This window comes from Streptomyces sp. A01 (assembly GCF_059026195.1).
Genome location: NZ_JBWLKN010000039.1, coordinates 1 through 20,074 on the forward strand (window position 1 = coordinate 1; position 20,074 = coordinate 20,074).

Genomic DNA, 20,074 nt, shown 5'->3' on the forward strand with positions numbered 1-20,074 from the left:
AAGCCGCGGTCTGGTCTGAATTTGTTTCCAGTGGCCGTTGGAGGGCCTTTGCCTTTCGGCTGCTCCGACTTTATCAGGTCTCCCTGAGTCGAATTCCCACCCCCTCTGCGGAACCTTCTCAGCGCACAAGTACGCCGGGTTCCCGGTGAGGTGGAGCCGTAAACGTACTGGACGGCCGCGCCCGGAGGCAAATCGAGGCCGGGCACGGCCGTCGAGAGGGTGATGGGGCGTCAGACCTCGATGACCACAGGGAGGATCATCGGCCGACGGCGGTAGCTGTCGGACACCCACTTGCCGATCGCACGCCGTACGAGCTGCTGAAGCTGGTGCGGCTCAGCGACGCCGTCCGAAGCGGATTTGGCCAGCGCTTCCTCGATCTTCGGGGCCACGGCGACGAATGCGGAATCGTCGATGCCGGAGCCACGGGCCTGGATATGCGGGCCCCCGACGATCTTGCCGGTCGTACTGTCCACCACGATGAAGACGGAGATGATGCCCTCGTCTCCCAGGATGCGCCGGTCCTTGAGGGAGGACTCCGTGACATCGCCGACCGACAGGCCGTCCACGTACACATAGCCCGCCTGCACCTTGCCGACGATCTTGGCGATGCCGTCCACCAAGTCGACGACGACGCCGTCCTCGGCGATGACCACCCGGTCCTTGGGCACACCGGTCAACGCGCCGAGTTCCGCGTTGGCGCGCAGATGGCGCCATTCACCGTGGACGGGCATGAGGTTGCGCGGCTTGCAGATGTTGTAGAAGTACAGCAGCTCACCGGCGGACGCGTGGCCGGAGACGTGCACCTTCGCATTGCCCTTATGGATGACGTTCGCGCCCCAGCGCGTCAAGCCGTTGATGACCCGGTACACCGCGTTCTCGTTACCGGGGATCAGCGACGAGGCCAGGATGACCGTGTCGCCCTGCACGATGCGGATCTGATGATCACGGTTGGCCATGCGGGACAGCGCCGCCATCGGTTCGCCCTGTGACCCCGTACAGACCAGGACGACCTCGTCGTCCGGCAGGTCGTCCAGGACGCGGACGTCGACGACGAGCCCGGCGGGGACGCGCAGATAGCCCAGGTCACGGGCGATGCCCATGTTGCGGACCATCGATCTGCCGACGAAGGCGACGCGCCGCCCGAACTCGTGGGCGGCGTCGAGGATCTGCTGGATACGGTGCACGTGGCTGGCGAAGCTGGCCACGATGATCCGCTTGTCCGCGCTGGCGAAAACCTGGCGCAGGACGTTCGAGATGTCCCGCTCAGGTGCGACGAAGCCGGGGACCTCGGCGTTCGTGGAGTCCGAGAGCAGCAGGTCGATGCCCTCCTCGCCGAGCTTCGCGAAGGCGGGCAGGTCGGTCAGGCGGCCGTCGAGCGGAAGCTGATCCATCTTGAAGTCGCCGGTGTGGACGACCATGCCCGCCGGGGTCCTGATGGCGACGGCGAGGGCGTCCGGAATGGAGTGGTTCACCGCGACGAACTCGCAGGCGAAGGGGCCGATCCGTTCCTCGTGCCCCTCCTTCACCTCAAGGGTGTACGGCCGGATGCGGTGCTCCTGGAGCTTCGCCTCGATCAGTGCGAGCGTCAGCTTGGAGCCGATCAGCGGGATGTCCGGCTTTTCGCGCAGCAGGTAGGGGACGCCGCCGATGTGGTCCTCGTGGCCGTGCGTGAGCACGATGCCGTCGATGTCGCCGAGGCGGTCCCGGATGGACGAGAAGTCCGGCAGGATCAAGTCAACTCCGGGCTGCTCCTCCTCGGGGAAGAGCACTCCGCAGTCGACGATCAACAGCCGTCCACCGTATTCGAAGACGGTCATATTGCGGCCGATTTCGCCCAGCCCGCCGAGCGGGGTGACGCGCAGGCCGTCCTTGGGAAGCTTCGGCGGTGAGCCGAGCTCTGGATGCGGATGACTCAAAAGACTCTCCTCACCACGCGCGCCACATGTCCCCTGGTCTCCGAAGGGAGCACACAGGGAGGCACGTGGCGCGGGTGACATTCGTGCACTTGCAGTTAGGGCGGTATGAAGTTGTGAAGTCTGTGGTTACAGCTGTACCCCGCCAGCGGCAAGATCGCGCTTGAGCTGCTCGGTTTCCTCGGGAGAGAGCTCCACGAGGGGCAGTCGCAGCGGGCCTGCGGGCAGGCCCTGGAGCGTGAGCGCGGCCTTCGTCGTGATGACGCCCTGGGTGCGGAACATGCCGGTGAAGACCGGAAGCAGCTGCTGGTGGATCTCGGTCGCCTTCGCGACGTCCCCGGTCAGGTGCGCGTCGAGCAGGGAGCGCAGCTCGGGGCTGACGAGGTGGCCGACGACGGAGACGAACCCGACGGCGCCGACGGAGAGCAGCGGCAGGTTCAGCATGTCGTCGCCCGAGTACCAGGCGAGCCGCGAGCGGGCGATGGCCCAGCTGGCGCGGCCGAGGTCGCCCTTGGCGTCCTTGTTGGCGACGACGCGCGGGTGCTCAGCGAGCCTGACCATGGTCTCGGTGCTGATCGGGACGCCGCTGCGGCCAGGGATGTCGTACAGCATGACCGGCAGCTCGGTGGCGTCGGCGATGGCCGTGAAGTGCCGGAGCAGGCCCTCCTGCGGGGGCTTGCTGTAGTACGGCGTGACCGCGAGCAGACCGTGGGCGCCGGCCTTGGCGGCGGCGCGGGCCAGCTCGACGCTGTGCCGGGTGTCGTTGGTGCCGGCTCCGGCGACGACATGGGCGCGCTCCCCGACCGCTTCCACGACGGCCCGTACGAGCTGGGCTTTTTCCGCATCGCTGGTCGTGGGGGACTCACCGGTGGTGCCGTTGATGATCAGTCCGTCGTTGCCGGCGTCCACCAGGTGGGCGGCAAGCCGCTGAGCGCCGTCGAGATCGAGCGCGCCGTCAGCCGTGAACGGCGTGACCATGGCGGTCAGCACGCGCCCGAAGGGGGTCTGCGATGTGGAAGTCGGGGCCATAGGCACCACGCTACTCGCAGCGCACCCTACCGTGCGCCCTCGGGGGACCCGCGACGCCGTCAGGGTGTCCGAGGAAAGCGGGAGAAAACCAGCCAAGGTCGGGGAGGCTGGGGAAAATTCTTGAGGAATCTTGAGAAAAAGGGCACCGGCACTGCCTGCTCGGGGGTTCAGACAGTGCCGGGCCCGTTTGATCAGCCTAGATGAACTTCATGAAACGCCGCAATACGGACATCTCGTCGCACGGTCCGGACACCAGCGCCTACGGGGCGACGCGCCCGTTGGCGTTGAACGCCGCGTGGGTGAGCGGCATCAGCCGGGCCCACTCGGCCTCCATCAGCTCGCCGACCATCTCGATCTCCCGCTGCGGGAAGGACGGCACGGCCGCCTGCTCGTGCTGGGTGCGCAGGCCGAGGAAGTGCATCAGGGACCGCGCGTTGCACGTCGCGTACATCGAGGAGTACAGGCCGACCGGGAGCACGGCGCGCGCGACCTCGCGGGCGACTCCGGCGTCGAGCATCTCCTGGTAGGCCTCGTAGGCGTGGCCGTAGGAGTCCTCCATGATCTTGCCCGTGAGGTGCTGCTGCGCCTGGGTGCCCTCGACGAACTGGTACTTGCCGGGGCGGCCCTGCTGGACCAGCTTGCGGGACTCTCCTGGGATATAGAAGACGGGCTGCAGCTCGCGGTAGCGGCCGGACTCCTCGTTGTACGACCAGCCCACGCGGTGCCGCATGAACTCACGGAAGACGAAGATCGGGGCGCCCACGAAGAAGGTCATCGAGTTGTGCTCGAAGGGGCTGCCGTGCCGGTCCCGCATCAGGAAGTTGATGAGCCCCTTGGAGCGCTCCGGGTCTTTCTGCAGTTCCTCCAGCGATTGCTCGCCCGCTGTGGAGACCCGTGCGGCCCACAGCACATCGGAGTCGGAAGCGCTGTGTTTGACCAGCTCAACGGTCATGTCACTGCGGAAACTGGCCGTGGCGCTCGCTTCGGGAGTGTCGGTCACTGAGAGGGTCCTTCCAGTTGCTTCGCTCGGGCGGCGCCCAGCTTACGGGCCACCACCGACAGTCGCGGCGGACACCTCCGACCGGGTGGTTGCGGGACAAAACGGACCCCGATGGCGGAGTCGGAAGAGGCGATTGATATTTTTCTCCTCAGTTGCCCGATACGGGCACGACAGGGGCAGCTCATACGTTCCTCCCACAGATGCCCTATTCGCGCGGCCGCCGCGCCCGAGTTCACAGGAGAGCGCCAAATGTTCCGCCGGCGAGAGCCCGTGCCGTTCGCCTTCGTCGCCGAAGCCGACCGGTTCCGCAGCAACGTGACGCCGCCGCCCCGAGAACCGTCGACGCGCTCCCAGATAGCCGGGCGAACCCTGGTCGGGCTCACCATAGCGGCGGGATTCGCCGGGGCCCTGCTGTTCGGCATGCCGTCCCTGGACTCCGGCTCACACACCACTCACCGGGTGCCGCACTCGGAAGCGGCCGAGGGCCACTGAGCGGTAACCTCACGCACCGACAGCCCCATCGAGCTGCTGGTGAGTGAGGACGACCGTGCCCCTGCCCTTTCTGACGGCTGACCGCGAGTTCGACGATCCGGCCACCGCCGCCCCGCTGCCCTACGAGAGCCAGGATCAGTGGCACCGCCCGTACCGGCCCGGGCCGTGGCGGGTCGCGCTGGCCGCCGTACTGCTGCTGCTCACGTCCTTCGTCCTGCTGTCAGCCATGATCATCGCGCTCGCGGGCTCCCTGCCCGGGGCCGGTGTGTGCGTGGCCATCGCCGCTCTGATCATCGCCGTCGCCGTACGGCTGCTGCGGGTCGGCGTCTGGGTGAGCGAGAGCGGGCTCCGCCAGACCGGTTTCCTGCGCACCGTGACGTTGAGCTGGCAGCAGGTCGCCTCGGTCCGCACGGGGCAGCAGCCGGTGAAGCTGCTGGGGCTGCCGCGTACGGTGCAGGGCCAGGCGCTGATCATCACCACGGCGGACGGCGCGCCGCTCCGTACGCTGATCACCGACCACAACAGCGACTTCCTCAGCCGCCCCGGGGCGTTCGACCGGGCCGCCGCCACCATCAAGGCATGGGCCGCCCAGCACGCGTGAGCACTGCGGCGCGCGCGGTCCGCCAACGCGTCAGGCCCTCGCCGACGCGATGGGCCGGCGAGGGCCTGACGAGCAGATCAGCGGCGCCGCCGCCCCGTACCACCGGCTAGCCGCGCACCGGCTGCCCGTCGCGCAGGTTGATGGCGCGCTGCATCGCCTTACGCGCGCGCGGCGTATCGCGGGCGTCGTAGTAGGCGATGGCCAGCCGGAACCAGACACGCCAGTCGTCCGGGGCCGCCTCGGTCTGGGCCCGCCGCTCGGCGAAGACCGCGTCCGCCGACTCCCGGTCGATCCGGCCGCTCGGCGTGCGCGCCAGGTCATCGACGGGCAGCGCGCCCTCCGCTTCAAGCTCGCGGGCGAGGCGCCCCGCGTTGCGGGCGAACTTCGTGGTCTGCCACAGGAACCAGGCCCCGATGAACGGCAGGATCAGCACGCCCGCGCCGAACGCGATGGTCAGCACGGTGCCCTGCTGGATCAGCAGCACCCCGCGGCTCCCGACGAGCACGAAGTAGACGACCAGGACAGCGGCGAGCCCGAAGTAGGTGATCTTTGCGCGCATGGTTCTCAGCCCAGATCCAGAAAGTTTTCCAGCCCGAAGGTCAGGCCCTCGGTGGTCACCACGCGCCGCGCGCCGAGCAGGATGCCCGGCATGAAGGAGCTGTGGTGGATGGAGTCGTGCCTGATGGTGAGCGTCTCGCCGGTGTCACCGAGCAGCACCTCCTGGTGGGCGAGGAGCCCGCGCAGCCGCACGGAGTGCACCGGTACGCCGTCCACGTCCGCGCCGCGCGCACCGTCCAGCGCCGTGGTCGTCGCGTCCGGCTGCGGGGCGCAGCCCGCCTCCTGGCGCGCGGCGGCGATCAGCTGCGCGGTGCGGGTGGCGGTGCCGGACGGGGCGTCCGCCTTGTTGGGGTGGTGCAGCTCGATGATCTCTACGGACTCGAAGAAGCGGGCCGCCTGCTGGGCGAACCGCATGGTGAGCACCGCGCCGATGGAGAAGTTCGGGGCGATGAGTACGCCCGTGCCCGGGGAGGCGTCCAGCCACTCCCCCAGCTGTGCCAGCCGGTCCTCGGTCCAGCCGGTCGTGCCGACCACCGCGTGAATGCCGTTGCGGACGCAGAACTCAAGGTTGCCCATGACCGAGTCGGGATGGGTCAGCTCGACGAGGACCTGGGCGCCCGCCTCGGTCAGCGTCTCCAGCCGGTCTCCGCGGCCGAGCGCGGCGACGAGTTCCATGTCGTCCGCCGCCTCGACCGCCCGTACGGCCTCGGAGCCGATCCGGCCCCTGGCTCCGGTCACGGCAACGCGCAGCTTGCTCATCGTTCCTGGCTTTCTCTCGGTTGGGGAGTCGGACGGCTGGGCGGGTGGGACACGGCCGCGGGCACGGCCGTCAGGTCAGGCGACCGCGTCGTGGAGGCGGGCGGCCTGCTTGTCCTTGAGGGGACCGATGACCGCGAGGGAAGGGCGCTGCCCCAGGACGTCGCGGGCGACTTCGCGCACCTCGTCCGGGGTGACGGCGGCGATCTTCCGCAGCATGTCGTCGACGGACATCTGATCGCCCCAGCACAGCTCGCTCTTGCCGATGCGGTTCATGAGGGCGCCGGTGTCCTCCAGGCCGAGCACCGTCGAGCCGGAGAGCTGGCCGATGGCGCGGCGCAGCTCCTCGTCGCTCAGGCCGTTCTCGGCGACCTGGTCGAGCTCGTCGCGGCAGATCTTCAGCACGTCGTGCACCTGGCTCGGGCGGCAGCCCGCGTAGACGCCGAACAGGCCGCAGTCAGCGAAGCCCGAGGTGTACGAGTACACGCTGTAGGCCAGCCCGCGCTTCTCCCTGACCTCCTGGAACAAGCGGGAACTCATGCCGCCGCCCAGCGCGGTGTTCAGGACGCCGAGTGCCCAGCGGCGGGCGTCGGTACGGGCGATGCCCGGCATGCCGAGCATGACGTGCGCCTGCTCCGTCTTGCGGTCCAGCAGGTCGACGCGGCCGGCCGTGCGGATCGTACGGCTGCCCGAGCGCGGCGCGACCGGCTCCGCGTCCGTACGCTCCAGCGCACCGGCCCGGTCGAAGGCCGCGCGGACCTGGCGTACGACACGGGCGTGGTCGACGTTGCCCGCCGCGGCCACCACCAGGTGGGTGGGGTCGTAGTGCTTGCGGTAGAAACGCGCGACGCGGTCCCGTGTCAGGGCGTTGACCGTGTCGACGGTGCCGAGCACGGGGCGGCCGAGGGGGGTGTCGCCGAACATGGTCTCGGCGAACAGGTCGTGCACGCAGTCGCCGGGGTCGTCCTCGGTCATCGCGATCTCTTCGAGGATGACGCCGCGTTCGGCGTCCACGTCCTCGGCCTCGATCAGCGAACCGGTCAGCATGTCGCACACGACGTCGATGGCGAGCGGCAGATCGGAGTCCAGGACCCGTGCGTAATAGCAGGTGTACTCCTTCGCGGTGAACGCGTTCATCTCACCGCCGACCGCGTCGAGAGCGGCGGAGATGTCGAGCGCGCTGCGCCGCTTGGTGCCCTTGAAGAGCAGGTGCTCCAGGTAGTGGGTGGCTCCGTTGAGCGCCGGGGTCTCGTCCCTGGAGCCGACGTGTGCCCAGATGCCGAACGTCGCCGACCGGACGGACGGCAGGGTCTCGGTGACGACCCGCAAGCCCCCGGGGAGGGTGGTCCTGCGGACCGTTCCGATGCCGTTCTCGCCCTTCAGGAGGGTCTGGGTGGTGGACCGGGTACGGGCGACGGCCCGCCCCTCCGAAGAGGGGCGGGCCGTCGCGCGGTGCGCACGGGACGTCACTGGGCGGCTTCGTCCTTCTCGTCGTCGCCGGCCTCGCCCTCGATCACGGGGATCAGGGAGAGCTTGCCGCGCTGGTCGATCTCAGCGATCTCGACCTGGACCTTCGCGCCGACCGCGAGCACGTCCTCGACGTTCTCCACGCGCTTGCCACCGGCGAGCTTGCGGATCTGCGAGATGTGCAGCAGGCCGTCCTTGCCCGGGAGCAGGGACACGAACGCGCCGAAGGTGGTGGTCTTGACGACCGTACCCAGGTAGCGCTCGCCGACCTCCGGCATGGTCGGGTTGGCGATGCCGTTGATCGTGGCACGGGCGGCCTCGGCGGCCGGGCCGTCGGCGGCACCGATGTAGATGGTGCCGTCGTCCTCGATCGTGATGTCGGCGCCGGTGTCCTCCTGGATCTGGTTGATCATCTTGCCCTTGGGGCCGATGACCTCACCGATCTTGTCCACCGGGATCTTGACGGTGATGATCCGGGGGGCGTTCGGGGACATCTCGTCCGGGACGTCGATGGCCTCGTTCATCACATCGAGGATGTGGAGGCGCGCGTCGCGGGCCTGCTTCAGCGCGGCGGCCAGGACCGAGGCGGGGATGCCGTCGAGCTTGGTGTCGAGCTGGAGCGCGGTGACGAACTGCTTCGTACCGGCGACCTTGAAGTCCATGTCACCGAACGCGTCCTCCGCACCGAGGATGTCGGTGAGGGCGACGTAGTGCGTCTGGCCGTCGATCTCCTGGGAGATCAGACCCATGGCGATACCGGCGACGGGGGCCTTCAGCGGCACACCGGCGTTCAGCAGCGACATGGTGGAGGCGCAGACGGAGCCCATGGAGGTCGAACCGTTGGAGCCGAGCGCCTCGGAGACCTGGCGGATGGCGTACGGGAACTCCTCGCGCGACGGCAGCACGGGCACGATCGCCCGCTCGGCCAGCGCGCCGTGGCCGATCTCGCGGCGCTTGGGCGAACCCACGCGGCCGGTCTCACCGACCGAGTAGGGCGGGAAGTTGTAGTTGTGCATGTAGCGCTTGCGCGTCACCGGCGACAGCGTGTCCAGCTGCTGCTCCATGCGGAGCATGTTCAGCGTGGTGACACCCAGGATCTGGGTCTCGCCGCGCTCGAACAGCGCCGAGCCGTGCACCCGCGGAATCGCCTCGACCTCAGCGGCGAGCGTACGGATGTCCGTCACGCCGCGGCCGTCGATGCGCTTCTTCTCCTTGATGACACGCTCACGGACCAGGGACTTGGTCAGCGAACGGTACGCGGCGGAGATCTCCTTCTCGCGGCCCTCGAACTGCGGGAGCAGCTTCTCGGCGGCCAGACCCTTGACGCGGTCCAGCTCCGTCTCGCGCTCCTGCTTGCCCGCGATGGTCAGCGCCTGGGACAGCTCGCTCTTGACCGCGGCGGTCAGCGCCTCCAGGACGTCGTCCTGGTACTCAAGGAAGACCGGGAACTCGCCAGTCGGCTTCGCGGCCTTGGCGGCGAGCTCCGACTGGGCCTTGCACAGCGCCTTGATGAACGGCTTGGCAGCCTCAAGACCGGCAGCCACGACCTCTTCGGTGGGGGCTTCGGCGCCGTCCTTGACCAGCTGGATCGTCTTCTCGGTGGCCTCAGCCTCGACCATCATGATCGCGACGTCACCGTCATCGAGGACGCGACCGGCGACGACCATGTCGAAGACGGCGTTCTCCAGCTCGGTGTGGGTCGGGAAAGCGACCCACTGGCCGTTGATCAGCGCGACACGCGTGCCACCGATCGGGCCGGAGAACGGCAGACCCGCCAGCTGCGTGGAGCAGGAGGCGGCGTTGATGGCGACCACGTCGTAGAGGTGGTCGGGGTTGAGCGCCATGATCGTCTCGACGATCTGGATCTCGTTACGCAGGCCCTTCTTGAACGAGGGGCGCAGCGGGCGGTCGATCAGGCGGCAGGTGAGGACCGCGTCCTCGGAGGGCCGGCCCTCACGACGGAAGAAGGAACCGGGGATCTTCCCGGCTGCGTACATCCGCTCCTCGACGTCGACGGTCAGCGGGAAGAAGTCCAGCTGGTCCTTCGGGTTCTTGGAAGCGGTGGTGGCCGACAGCACCATGGTGTCGTCGTCCAGGTACGCCACGGCGGAGCCGGCGGCCTGCTTGGCCAGGCGGCCCGTCTCGAAGCGGATGGTGCGGGTGCCGAAGCTGCCGTTGTCGATTACGGCCTCGGCGTAGTGGGTCTCGTTCTCCACCAGGAAAATCTCCTCGTCTGCGTCCCTCGCCCGTGTGGCGGGGGACGTTGGTGGTGGAGCGCCTCGTGCCGTTGGTTCCGGCGGCCGGGCCGGTCTTCGATCGAAGCCACCGGAATTGCCAGTTCCGGGAGCCACTACCGAGGACCGGCGCCTGCGGCGTCGATGCGGCGGGAAGAGAGCGCTCCCCCTCGTTCTTTATGGCGTTATGGGACCAGACTACAAACCTTCGGCCACCGCGACGATGGCAAAGGCGTCTGCCCAGGTCGTCACGGAGTCACTCCGTGGACGACCGCGTACAGCGGCACGTCACGCACTGAGGCGCCACATATGCTCGCTGTCCGTGTACGTCCGTACATACGTACATGTACGGCAAAGGGAGCGGCCCCCAGGCGGGGGAACCGCTCCCTGCACGCGTATTACTTGGCGCCTGCCGCACCACGGCGGATGCCGAGGCGCTCGACGAGCGCACGGAAACGCGTGATGTCCTTCTTCGCCAGGTACTGCAGCAGGCGGCGACGCTGGCCAACCAGGAGCAGCAGACCACGGCGCGAGTGGTGGTCGTGCTTGTGCGTCTTGAGGTGCTCCGTCAGATCCGAGATGCGACGCGAGAGCATGGCGACCTGAACCTCGGGGGAACCGGTGTCACCCTCCTTGGTGGCGAACTCGCTCATGATCTGCTTCTTCGTTGCGGCGTCAAGCGGCACGCGTACTCCTTGGTTTCTCGTTTTAGCCGCCGAGTGCCCCTGGTCTGACACGCAGGGGAGCTTCCGTGACTCGGGAGGCGGGGTCCGCTGGGCGCAGTTTCCAGACACTCCGGAAACGCGTACACACACGGCCGTCACACAGCGTACCAGTCGAGGACATGACCCTTTACCACTGGTCGCGGGGGTCGGCGACCAGGCGGGGCGGGCGGGACCGGCATCGTACGGGGGATACGGGGCGCGGGGCACGGGCACGGGGCTGCACCGCACGGGGCACGGGGGCGCCGTACGGGGCACGGGGGCGCCGTACGGGGCACGGGGCACGGGGCAGGGACACCGCCGCACGGAGCACGGAGCACGAAGCACGGAGCCCGCACCGCATGGGGCGCGGGGCGCCTCTGTCGCGCCCCGCGCGTGCGTCAGCCGCTGGTCATGCTCCGTGCCGACGCGTAGATGTCGAGTACGGCAAGGCACAGCGGCACCAGTGACAGCAGGAAGGCGCCCTCGGCGAGGTCGGAGACGCGGCCCCAGAACGGCGTGAGCCCCTTCTTCGGGATGATCAGGCCGATGGCGGTGATCAGCGCGGCTCCGGCCGCGACGGCTCCGGCGAGCCAGACCGTACGCCCGTCCATGCCGGTGTGGTCGCCGCGCAGCAGTTCGTGGCGCATACCGCCCGGGGTGTTCAGCGCGAGGCCGAGTACCAGCAGCCCGATGGCGGTGATTCCCGCGATGAGGACGCAGGCGACCTGCGAGGTGTAGCGGAAGAGCCGGGCGCGCAGCAGCATCGCCAGGCCGGTGGTGAGCGCCAGCACCTGCCCCCACAGCGAGTCGGAGAAGCCGAGGACGGCGGCCGCGCCGATGACGACCACGGAGCAGCCGCCGACCAGGCCGAGCAGCATCTCGTGGCCGCGCCGCGCCTGGGCCGCGACGCGCTCCGCGTCCACCGGCTCGGGCGCGGGCGGCTGATCCGGGTCGGCGTCGAAGTCGGCACGCGTCGCGCTGTACGGGGAGGCGTAGCCGATGGGCAGCCGGGCGAAGCGGGTGGACAGGCCGGGCAGGAACGCCATGGTGCCGATCGCGACCGGCGCGCAGACCGCGGCGGCGTCGGTGGCGGTGACCTCACTGAGGATGGCGCAGAACGTGGCGAGGGTGCCGATGGTGGCGGCGAAAGCGACGGCGACGAAAGGTGCCGCTCCGTGCGGCGTCAGTGCGGCCAGCGCGACGGACGCCACCAGCAAGCAGACGCAGCCCAGCAGGAACTGCAGCTGCCCGGGCCCCTCCCCCTGCTCTGCGGCGGTGATCCCCGAGCCTGCGATGAGCAGCTGCGGCATGGCGGCCAGGCCCAGCGCGACGGCCGAGGCCCGGTCGTCGTAGACCCGTGCCCTGACCCCGGCCAGCGCCGTCAGCAGCAGTCCGGCCACGCCGGCGATGATCCCGGGGAGGCTGTGCATGTTGTGCCGGTCGGGGTCGGCGTACCAGAGCACGGCGCCCAGCAGGATGAGCAGCAGCACCCCGCCGACCAGCCCGGCACCGCGCAGCAGGTCGTCCCGCCACAGGTGCCGGTCGCGGACCACGGCGGTGGCGACGGCGTCGGACACGTCGTCGAAGACGGCCGGCGGGAGGGACTCGGCGAACGGCCGCAGGCTCAGCAGTTCGCCATCGAGTACGCGCTGGGCGGCCAGGGTGCGTGCGCTGTCGAGGACGGCCCCGTCACGGCGCAGCAGGTGGTAGCCGGTGGGCGCGCCCGCGGGCTGGGTCTGCCCGGTCAGCCGCAGGATTTCGGGATACACGTCGGCAACCGCGATGTCGTCCGGCAGGGCGACGTCGATGCGGCTGTCGGGAGCGACGACGGTGACACGGCAGAAGCCGGTCGTTGCGGTCGGACTCACCAGGGGGACCCCTCTGTTCGACGGATGCGCGGCGACACCCTATCTACGCTGATGTCACAGCGTGTCAGTAGGATCACCGAGTGCGGTGAGCGGTCGGCGCTATGGGGCGTTTCGACCCGGCATTTCCCGACGTCGTCACCGCGCAGGGGGATTGGTTCGCCGGTGAGTCAGATCGTCGTCACGCGTCCGCCGAGGGCTTTGCCGTCTCAAGTGCCTTCGGATGAGCTGCGGGTGGAGGCGCCGCCTGAGCTGCCGCGCGGCCAGCAGGAGGGCGTGCTGATGCAGCTGCTCCCGATGCTGGGCATGGGTTCGTCGGTGGTCTTCTTCTTCATGCCGGGCGCTCCCCCGTTCATGCGCATCATGGGCGCGCTGATGCTGGTCTCCACGGTCGCCATGGTCATCGCGCAGGTCGTGCGCTACCGCAGGGGCACGCAGGGTCAGCTGGCGGACGTACGGCGGGACTATCTGAAGTACCTCGCCCAGACCCGGCGCCAGGTCCGGCGGACGGCGCGGGCGCAGCGCGACGCCCAGCTGTTTCTGCATCCGGCGCCGGACCAGCTGTGGTCGCTGGTGGCCGAGGGCTCCGCGCGTTCCGCCGGGGACGCGACCGGCCGCGTGTGGGAGCGCCGGGTCAGCGACCCGGACTTCGGGCAGGCCAGGGTCGGCCTCGGCGCGCAGCAGCTGGCGACGCCCCTGGTGGCGCCCGACACCGCGCCCGTGGACGAGCTTGAGCCGCTGTCGGCGGGCGCCATGCAGCGTTTCCTGGCGGTGCACGGCTCGCTGGACGGATTGCCGATGGCGGTGTCGCTGCGCCGCTTCTACCACGTGACGGTCTCGGGCGACGCGGAGTCGGCGCACGGTGCGGCGCGGGCGCTGGTGGCGCAGCTGGTCGCGCTGCACTCGCCGGAGGACCTGCTGGTCGCTGTGGTGGCATCGCCGGGCGCGGTGCCGCGCTGGGACTGGACGAAGTGGCTGCCGCACACGCAGCTGCAGGGCACGGTGGACGGCGCTGGTACGAAGCGGCTGTTCGGTGACGACCTCGGCGAGCTGGAGGAGCTGCTCGCCGGGCGGCTGGACGGGCGGCCGCGGTTCAACCGCGACGGCCAGCCGCTGCTCGACCAGCCTCATCTGGTGATCGTGCTGGACGGTGGAATGGTGCCGCCGGACTCGGTGTTCGCGGCGCAGGAAGGGCTGCAGGGCGTCACCGTCGTCGAGGTGGTCTCCGGTGAGCTCGACGAGCCGCGCGGCGGCCTTTCCGTCGTCGTACGGCCGGGGCGGCTCAGTCTCGACTCGGGCGGCGGCGTCCGCTACGAGGGCGTGCCGGACGTGCTGTCCCTGGAGGCGTCGGAAGCGCTGGCCCGCCAGTTGGCGCCGTTGCGGATGGGCGGCGGGGACGATGACGAACCGCTGCTCGCCAATCTCGACTTCACCGACCTGCTGGGGCTGGGTGACGCGGCGGCCGTGGACGTGGCGCGTACCTGGCGGCCCCGTACGCAGGCCGAGCGGCTGCGCGTGCCGATCGGCGTCGGCGAAGACGGCCAGCCCGTCATGCTCGACCTGAAGGAGGCCGCGCAGGAGGGCATGGGGCCGCACGGGCTGTGCGTGGGCGCCACCGGCTCCGGCAAGTCCGAGCTGCTGCGCACCCTGGTCCTCGGCCTCGCTGTCACGCACTCCTCCGAGACGCTGAACTTCGTCCTGGCGGACTTCAAGGGCGGCGCGACCTTCACGGGCATGTCCCGCATGCCGCACGTGTCGGCGGTCATCACCAACCTGTCGGACGACCTGACGCTGGTCGACCGGATGGGGGACTCCCTCCGCGGCGAGCTGCAACGGCGCCAGGAGCTGCTGCGCTCCGCGGGCAACTACGCCAACATCCACGACTACGAGAAGGCACGCGCGGCGGGCGCGCCTCTGGAACCGCTGGCGTCGCTGGTCCTGGTCATCGACGAGTTCAGCGAACTCCTGACGGCCAAGCCGGACTTCATCGACATGTTCATCCAGATCGGCCGCATCGGTCGCTCGCTCGGCGTCCATCTGCTGCTGGCCTCCCAGCGTCTGGAGGAGGGCCGCCTACGGGGCCTGGACACCTACCTCTCGTACCGCATCGGCCTGCGCACCTTCTCCGCCGCCGAGTCCCGTACGGCACTGGGCGTCCCTGACGCGTACCACCTGCCGTCCGTTCCGGGTTCCGGCTACCTCAAGTGCGGTACGGAGGAGATGACCCGCTTCAAGGCGGCGTACGTCTCCGGGGTGTACCGCACGGGCGCCGCGCCCACGTCAGCCGGTGCGCTGCCCGTCGAACGCCGACCCGCTCTGTTCACCGCCGCCCCGGTGCCCGTCGTGTACGCGGCCCCGGACCCGGGGGCGGCGCTCACGCCCGCGCGCGCGGGTGACGACGCGCTGGCCGACACGGTCCTCGACGTGATCGTCCGCCGCCTCGAAGGTCAGGGGCAGGCCGCCCACCAGGTCTGGCTGCCGCCGCTGGACGAGGCGCCGCCGCTGGACCAGTTGCTCCCGCCGCTGTCCACCTCCCCCGAGCGGGGGCTGCACGCCGCGGAGTACACCCGCTCGGGCGGTCTTGTCGTTCCGCTCGGCCTCATCGACAAACCCTTCGAGCAGCGCCGCGAAGTCCTCTACCGCGACTTCTCGGGCGCGGCGGGCCACATGCTGCTCGTCGGCGGGCCCCAGTCCGGCAAGTCCACGCTCCTGCGCACCATGATCACGGCTTTCGCGCTGACCCACACGCCGCACGAAGTCCAGTTCTACGGGCTCGACTTCGGCGGTGGCGGCATGAGCGCCATCGCCGACCTGCCGCATGTCGGCGGCATCGCCTCCCGGCTGGACCCGGAGAAGGTACGGCGCACCGTCGCCGAGGTGGCCGGTGTCCTGGCCCGCCGCGAGGAGTACTTCCGCGCCAACGGCATCGACAGCATCGCCACCTACCGCCAGCAGCGCGCCGCCGGTCGGCTCGCTGACCAGCCCTGGGGTGATGTGTTCCTGGTCATCGACGGCTGGGGGCCGTTCAAGCAGGACTACGAGATCCTCGAAAGCGTCGTCACCGACATCGCCGCCCGCGGCCTCGGCTACGGCGTCCACGTCGTCGTCACCGCCTCGCGTTACATGGAGATGCGCGCCAACCTCAAGGACCAGCTCCTCGGCCGCCTCGAACTGCGCCTCGGGGACTCCATCGACTCCGAATTCGACCGCAAGGTCGCCGCGAACGTGCCCGCCGGCGTCCCCGGCCGCGGCCAGGCCCCCGAGAAGCTCCACTTCATGAGCGGCCTGCCGCGCGCCGCCTCAGCCCAGGGCGCCCCGGAGAGCCTGTCCGAAGCGACCTCGTCCCTGGTGCGCGCCATCACCAGCCACTGGTCCGGCCCGCACGCCCCAGCCGTCCGCCTCCTGCCCCGCAAACTCCGCGCGGACCAGCTCCCGAAGGGGTTCGAATTCCCGGAGCGCGGCATCGCCATCGGCATCGACGAGACCAATCTGGAGCCGGTCTTCGTCGACTTCGAGACCGACCCGTTCTTCCTCATCTTCGGCGAGAGCGAATCCGGCAAGACAGCTCTGCTGAGGCTGATCGCGAAACAGATCTCGGAGCGGTACGGCCCGGACGAAGCGAAGATCGTCGTTGGTGACTACCGCCGGTCCCTGCTCGAAGCGATCCCCGACAGCCACCTCCTGGAGTACGCCCCCGTCGCCTCGGCCCTCCAGCTCCACGTGAACGCCCTCAACGGCCTCATGGACCGCCGGACGCCGCAGCCCGACATCACGGCGCAGCAGCTACGCGACCGCAGCTGGTGGAGCGGCCCTCAGTTCTTCGTCATCATCGACGACTACGAACTCGTCTCCACCAGCAGCGGCAATCCCCTGTCGGTGATGGTGGAGAACCTGCCCTTCGCCCGCGACGTCGGCATCCGCTTCATCATCGCCCGCAGCTCAGCGGGGGCGAACCGCTCCATGTTCGAAGCCTTCATGCAACGCGTCAAGGAACTCGGCGCCCAGGGCGTAGTCCTCTCCGGCGACCGCAACGAGGGCGAGGTCCTCGGCAACGTCCGCCCCCGCCCCATGCCCCCGGGCCGGGGCTTCATGGTCACCCGCAAGCGCGGCACACCGCTGGTCCAGCTGGGCTGGCTGCAGGACCACTGACGCGGGTCCGCCGGCACGAGCTCGCCGGCACGGGTTCACTGATACGGGTTCGCCGGCACGGGTTCGATGATTCGAGTGATTCTGGCAGCGGGCGGGGCTCGGAAAACAGTCGGGGCGGACACTCAGCACAGAGTGTCCGCCCTGACCCGCCTACGCGCGCTCAGTACGCGCTTAGTAGCCGATGTCGAACAACTTCGAGGCCCGGCGGTCCGTCTCCTGATAGTCCATGCTGCCCTGTCGGATCTTCTTGGAGATCTCCGTAAGCGTCTTCTGGATGTGATCACCACGAGCGTGGAACTGCTGGTCCGCCGCGTCGAACATCAGCTTCGCCTCACCGTCCCAGCCATGTGACACGGCCTTGACCGCGTTCCAGATCTCGTCGAGCTGCCGCTGCACCACGCCTGAAGCTCGCTCGATGTCTCCGGCCGTCTGCTCGACCGACCCGTAATTGACCTTGAGATCAACGTTGTCTTGTGCCATTTCTCCCCCACTCCCTCAGTCTTCGTCCACATATGACGCGTCGGCGCCGGGGCTGGCGCTGGCGCAGGCGCAGGCGCTGGTCAATGCCAGGTCTCTAGTAACCACTGATCTTGCTGTCGAGTCCCGCCATGTCATTTCGGCCGGACCCACTGAGATGCCCGCCGGCAGCGTCGCCGTTGACGTCGATCGCCCGGAAGCTCGACAGGATCTCGGCGTCGTTGTTGGAGCCGTAGTTGCGGGTGGCGATGACGGCCTCGTGAATACCGTCGATCAGCCTGCGCAGCGCGTCGTGGTCATCGTTCAGCGACGTCTGAGCCCGCTGGAACGCGCCCGCGCCGTCACCGGTCCATGCGGCTTGCACGGTGGCGAGCGTATTCGCCAGGTTCCGCAGGTTGGTCGACAACTCCCCACTCACCAAGCCGATCGTGCTCTCGAACTTCTGAAAGGCCGCGTAGCTGATTTGCTGGCCGGACATGTTCCACCCTTCGCCTTGTCCGAGCGAGTTGTACCCTGAAGCTGATGGGCGCGCTCAACACTCGGTGTCCCCCCTGCTGGAGGCGGTCAATTGTGTTGTGTTCTGTTCGCTGACTGTGCGGCCAAGTCCCCGCCACAGCCGTTCCCACGTAGCCGTTTCTCGGCTACGCCTTTCGGCGGCGGCTCAGGAAGAACGCACCGCCGCCGACTACCGCCGCTGTGGCCACCCCAACCCCAACCCACACGCCGGTGCCCGACCCTTCATCGTCACTGGCGGCCGCGACGGGCCCGGCAGGTTCCCCCTTGGAGCCCCCACCGTTCTTCTCCTCACCGCCGGAGGAAGGTGCCGCTGAGGAGGCCGACGGTTTCGGCTTCGGCTTCACCCGTTCCGGGAAAAGCGGATTGACGTCGGCAGGGCCAGGGTCTCCCTTACCTTCAAGCAGGACCTTGGCCGGGCGGATGGTCCCGTACCCGATGTACTTACTCGGGACCTTGCCCTCGGGTTTTCCCGCCGTATCCATCATCACGCGGAGAACCTGATTGTTCGTCCAGTTCGGGTGCTTGGACCAGATGAGGGCGGCTGCTGCGGAGGTGAGGGCGGTGGCTTGGCTGGTGCCGCGGGTAGCACAAAAGGCATCCTCCGTCTTGCAATGTGCGGGAATATCTACACCCGGCGCCGCAAGAGCTACCTGAGATCCGTACGTGGACCACTTCGCGACCTTCCCTGCCTTATCCGTGGCAGCCACGCCCACTACACCGGGTAGTGACGCCGGATACTCTCGCGAATTCCCTCCGTCACCAGAATTGCCAGTAGCAGCGAATATCAGCTTCCCCTTGGATAGAGCATATTTGATAGCCGACTGGACTATGGCGATGTTCGGCGAGTCGACGAAACTCCCTTGCGAGATGTTGATGATCTTCGCTTCCGAGTCGGCGGCGTATCGAATTCCCTCACTCAAAGGTCTTTCAAAACTACCAAACACAGACGAGGAGTCTTCATTTTTTACGGGAAGAATTTTTACTCCAGGGGCCAATCCCCGTATACCCCCTCCTTTCCCTGTGCCTGCAATGATGCTCGCCATGGCTGTCCCATGCCCATGCTCATCTTCACGTGGGTCGCCGCCGCCTTCCGTCAGATCTCTCCCCTGAAGCACCTGCCCTCGCAGTTCAGGAAGGGAAGCATTAACACCGCTGTCAAGGACAGCGACCGTCACATCTTTTCCCGTGCTCACCTTCCACACGCTGTCCGCTTTCATCGCGTCCAAATGCCATTGTCGAGACCGGATTCTCTCCGCCGCCTCCGCAGCACCAAGCGAGCTAAGACATATACAGACGGCGATAGCAATCACAGTCAGGAGTTCCGCTCTTCGGCGTGAGTGCCGTTGAGAGGTTGGTGACGAGAAGGCATCCCGAGACATATCGCGTGTCCTATCGACTACTCAATGACGCGCGGAACGGTGCTGCGAATCCCAGCGTCGGCATCCTCTGCTGTCCCGTTGTGCCGCCGGTGGCGTTCAGCACTCTGATTATTGATGCGTGAATCCGGGCTAGGCATTTCACCTTCCCGGACGAGACCTGTCCCACCGGGGGTGAAGCCGGAGCGTCCGTGGTTATTTGTACGCGATTCGGCGATAAAGCCGCCCGGCTCAGCCGCCACTCTCCGGACTGTGCTATTTCGGCCGACATCCGCACCCAAGCCTCCAGGATCGGGATGGCCGCCTGCGGCCATCGGTCCCCTCATCGCTGCCCCTCGCTCCTCACCGACGACAGTCCCACGGTTGGTCGAAGTGGGTGTAGCGGGGGCGCGGGGCGCGCTGACTGGCCCGCCGTGCTCTGACGCCACTCGGCGTCCAGCAGGGGTTCCGCCGGCAGGCGTTCCAGCGCCCAGGGCTCCGGGATGCGCGCCGCCGCCCATTGGTCCTCGCGTCAGAGGGCTGCGCTCCTCACCAATCACCGTTCCGCGAGGAGAGCGTGAGGCGGGATTTGCTGGGCTGCTCACCGCCCGAGGCTGACCGCCGGTTGTTCCCTCACCAACCGGCCCAGGATGCGGACCGCCGCCCCCACGAAGTCCCGGCTTACCTGAGTTGGTGACAGGCTTCGTCGCATCCGTGCTGCCAACAGCGTTCCTGCCCACTGGACGCCTGGACACAATGTCGCTTGGCGTAGTCGGCTGGGCAATGCCGGGTCTGCCAATGACGGGGGGCAAGTCCGCACGTGGGGGTTCCTGGACGGACGCACGCGTGCCGCCGTCTGGACGCTGGGGTGCCTGCGCAGACGGCACCCCAACGGAGTCGAGGTTCGTGGTTGCCGACGGGTCTGCTTCCGCCATACGGATATCGCTTGGCTGTGCGA

The 20,074-nt window shown here is 68.5% G+C and carries 15 protein-coding genes; 3 read left to right on the forward strand and 12 right to left on the reverse strand.

The window, feature by feature from the left end:
- Positions 1-230: 230 nt before the first annotated feature.
- The 3 genes from AC5P1B_RS32600 to thyX form a co-directional block, all read right to left on the reverse strand.
- The gene (locus AC5P1B_RS32600; protein WP_493891615.1) at positions 231-1,916 is read right to left on the reverse strand and encodes a ribonuclease J; all 1,686 of its coding nucleotides are present in this window, start codon (positions 1,914-1,916) and stop codon (positions 231-233) included.
- A gap of 126 nt (positions 1,917-2,042) precedes the next feature.
- A complete protein-coding gene (dapA, locus tag AC5P1B_RS32605) occupies positions 2,043-2,942 on the reverse strand; it encodes a 4-hydroxy-tetrahydrodipicolinate synthase (RefSeq protein ID WP_493891616.1) in 900 nt (299 codons plus the stop codon).
- A 259-nt stretch (positions 2,943-3,201) separates the two neighbouring features.
- Positions 3,202-3,942, reverse strand: coding sequence for an FAD-dependent thymidylate synthase (gene thyX, locus AC5P1B_RS32610; protein ID WP_493891617.1), 741 nt, complete (start codon positions 3,940-3,942; stop codon positions 3,202-3,204).
- Positions 3,943-4,191: 249 nt separating this feature from the next.
- Here thyX and AC5P1B_RS32615 point away from each other — a divergent pair, with 249 nt between their 5' ends.
- Positions 4,192-4,434 (forward strand): hypothetical protein, encoded by a 243-nt coding sequence (locus AC5P1B_RS32615; RefSeq protein WP_493891618.1) that lies wholly within the window; start codon positions 4,192-4,194, stop codon positions 4,432-4,434.
- A gap of 55 nt (positions 4,435-4,489) precedes the next feature.
- Positions 4,490-5,035 (forward strand): SCO5741 family PH domain-containing membrane protein, encoded by a 546-nt coding sequence (locus tag AC5P1B_RS32620; RefSeq protein WP_493891619.1) that lies wholly within the window; start codon positions 4,490-4,492, stop codon positions 5,033-5,035.
- Positions 5,036-5,141: 106 nt separating this feature from the next.
- Here AC5P1B_RS32620 and AC5P1B_RS32625 read toward each other — a convergent pair whose 3' ends face one another.
- The 6 genes from AC5P1B_RS32625 to eccD all read right to left on the reverse strand — a co-directional run bounded on the left by AC5P1B_RS32625 (position 5,142) and on the right by eccD (position 12,622).
- Positions 5,142-5,594, reverse strand: a complete 453-nt coding sequence (locus AC5P1B_RS32625; RefSeq protein ID WP_493891620.1) for a hypothetical protein — start codon at positions 5,592-5,594, stop codon at positions 5,142-5,144.
- A gap of 5 nt (positions 5,595-5,599) precedes the next feature.
- On the reverse strand, positions 5,600-6,352 hold the full coding sequence (gene dapB, locus AC5P1B_RS32630) for a 4-hydroxy-tetrahydrodipicolinate reductase (protein WP_493891621.1): 753 nt from the start codon (positions 6,350-6,352) through the stop codon (positions 5,600-5,602).
- Positions 6,353-6,427: 75 nt separating this feature from the next.
- On the reverse strand, positions 6,428-7,819 hold the full coding sequence (locus AC5P1B_RS32635) for a M16 family metallopeptidase (protein ID WP_493891622.1): 1,392 nt from the start codon (positions 7,817-7,819) through the stop codon (positions 6,428-6,430).
- Positions 7,816-10,032 (reverse strand): polyribonucleotide nucleotidyltransferase, encoded by a 2,217-nt coding sequence (locus tag AC5P1B_RS32640; RefSeq protein WP_493891623.1) that lies wholly within the window; start codon positions 10,030-10,032, stop codon positions 7,816-7,818. Before AC5P1B_RS32640 ends, AC5P1B_RS32635 begins: the two co-directional genes overlap by 4 nt.
- A 416-nt stretch (positions 10,033-10,448) precedes the next feature.
- A complete protein-coding gene (gene rpsO, locus AC5P1B_RS32645) occupies positions 10,449-10,736 on the reverse strand; it encodes a 30S ribosomal protein S15 (protein ID WP_383697749.1) in 288 nt (95 codons plus the stop codon).
- Between the two features lie 416 nt (positions 10,737-11,152).
- A complete protein-coding gene (gene eccD / locus AC5P1B_RS32650) occupies positions 11,153-12,622 on the reverse strand; it encodes a type VII secretion integral membrane protein EccD (protein ID WP_493891624.1) in 1,470 nt (489 codons plus the stop codon).
- Between the two features lie 162 nt (positions 12,623-12,784).
- On the opposite strand from eccD, the gene eccCa reads away from it, so the two are divergent.
- Positions 12,785-16,768 (forward strand): type VII secretion protein EccCa, encoded by a 3,984-nt coding sequence (eccCa, locus tag AC5P1B_RS32655; RefSeq protein ID WP_493891625.1) that lies wholly within the window; start codon positions 12,785-12,787, stop codon positions 16,766-16,768.
- 171 nt (positions 16,769-16,939) lie between these two features.
- On the opposite strand, the gene AC5P1B_RS32660 is transcribed toward eccCa, so the two are convergent.
- The 3 genes from AC5P1B_RS32660 to AC5P1B_RS32670 form a co-directional block, all read right to left on the reverse strand.
- Positions 16,940-17,248 (reverse strand): WXG100 family type VII secretion target, encoded by a 309-nt coding sequence (locus AC5P1B_RS32660; RefSeq protein ID WP_493891626.1) that lies wholly within the window; start codon positions 17,246-17,248, stop codon positions 16,940-16,942.
- 94 nt (positions 17,249-17,342) lie between these two features.
- The gene (locus AC5P1B_RS32665; RefSeq protein ID WP_493891627.1) at positions 17,343-17,723 is read right to left on the reverse strand and encodes a WXG100 family type VII secretion target; all 381 of its coding nucleotides are present in this window, start codon (positions 17,721-17,723) and stop codon (positions 17,343-17,345) included.
- A gap of 163 nt (positions 17,724-17,886) precedes the next feature.
- On the reverse strand, positions 17,887-18,978 hold the full coding sequence (locus AC5P1B_RS32670) for a S8 family serine peptidase (protein ID WP_493891647.1): 1,092 nt from the start codon (positions 18,976-18,978) through the stop codon (positions 17,887-17,889).
- Between the last annotated feature and the right edge of the window lie 1,096 nt (positions 18,979-20,074).